The following is a 1,120-nucleotide window of genomic DNA, read 5'->3' as shown; positions in this document are numbered from 1 at the left end:
ATGCTGATAAAAAAAGAAGTCAAATGCTCATGTTTTGTATGGATGACATGGTTCCCCAAGACCATCTTCTTCGAAAAATTGACAGAGCAATTGATTGGAACTTTATTTATGACTTAGTAGAAGATAAATATTGTGCAGACAATGGAAGACCAAGTCTGGATCCTGTCTTATTAATTAAAATCGTTTTTATTCAGTATCTTTATGGGATTCGAAGCATGCGCCAGACAATCAAAGAAATAGAAGTAAATGTTGCTTATCGCTGGTTTCTAGGTCTTGATATATTAGATGGAGTTCCTCATTTTTCAACATTTGGGAAAAATTACACACGTCGGTTTAAAGATACGGATCTGTTTGAACAGATTTTTTCGCATATCTTAGAAGAATGTATGAAATATCATTTAGTGGACACTTCTGTTATCTTTGCAGATGCTACTCATGTAAAAGCTTGTGCAAACAGCAAAAAGATGAGAAACAGAATTGCAAAACAAGAAGCTCTCTGGTATGAGGAAGAATTAAAAAAAGAAATCAATGAAGATAGAAAAGCACACGGGAAAAAGCCTTTAAAAGATAAAGAGGATCATAACCAAACTCCACCTTCTGTTGGGGGTGGGAATCCTTCTAATGAAGAAGATGCCATTCCGAAAGGAGTAAAAACACAAAAATGTAGCACAAGTGACCCGGACAGTGGGTGGTTCCGTAAAGGAGAACATAAACATGTTTTTGCATATGGGGTGGAAACTGCTTGTGATAAACATGGATGGATTCTGGGATATTCTATTCATCCTGGAAACGAACACGATAGTCGGACATTCAAGACACTTTATGATAAGCTGCTATCATATCATCCAGAAATGATGGTATTGGATGCAGGATATAAAACCCCGGCAATCGCACATCTTCTGATAGAAGATCAAATCGAACCATTGTTTCCATACAAAAGTCCGCAAACAAAGAAAGGATTCTTCAGAAAATATGAGTATGTATACGACGAATACTATGATTGCTATATATGTCCGGAAGGAAAAATCCTAACGTATTCTACTACAAATCGAGATGGTTACAGGGAATATAAAAGTAACTGCAGGGATTGCAAAGATTGCCCAAACCTTTCAAAATGTAC

General features: G+C 36.4%; 1 protein-coding gene. It reads left to right on the top strand.

Going from position 1 to position 1,120, the window contains the following annotated elements:
* On the top strand, positions 1-1,120 hold a 1,120-nt coding region (locus tag ACTQXY_RS15470; protein ID WP_441660209.1), incomplete at both ends, for an IS1182 family transposase.

The organism is Faecalimonas sp. LCP19S3_D12, assembly GCF_052121495.1.
In the GTDB taxonomy this organism is placed as follows: Bacteria; Bacillota; Clostridia; order Lachnospirales; family Lachnospiraceae; genus Faecalimonas.
Note: the sequence above shows the minus strand (reverse complement) of the source record. Positions and strands in the feature narration are given on the sequence as shown.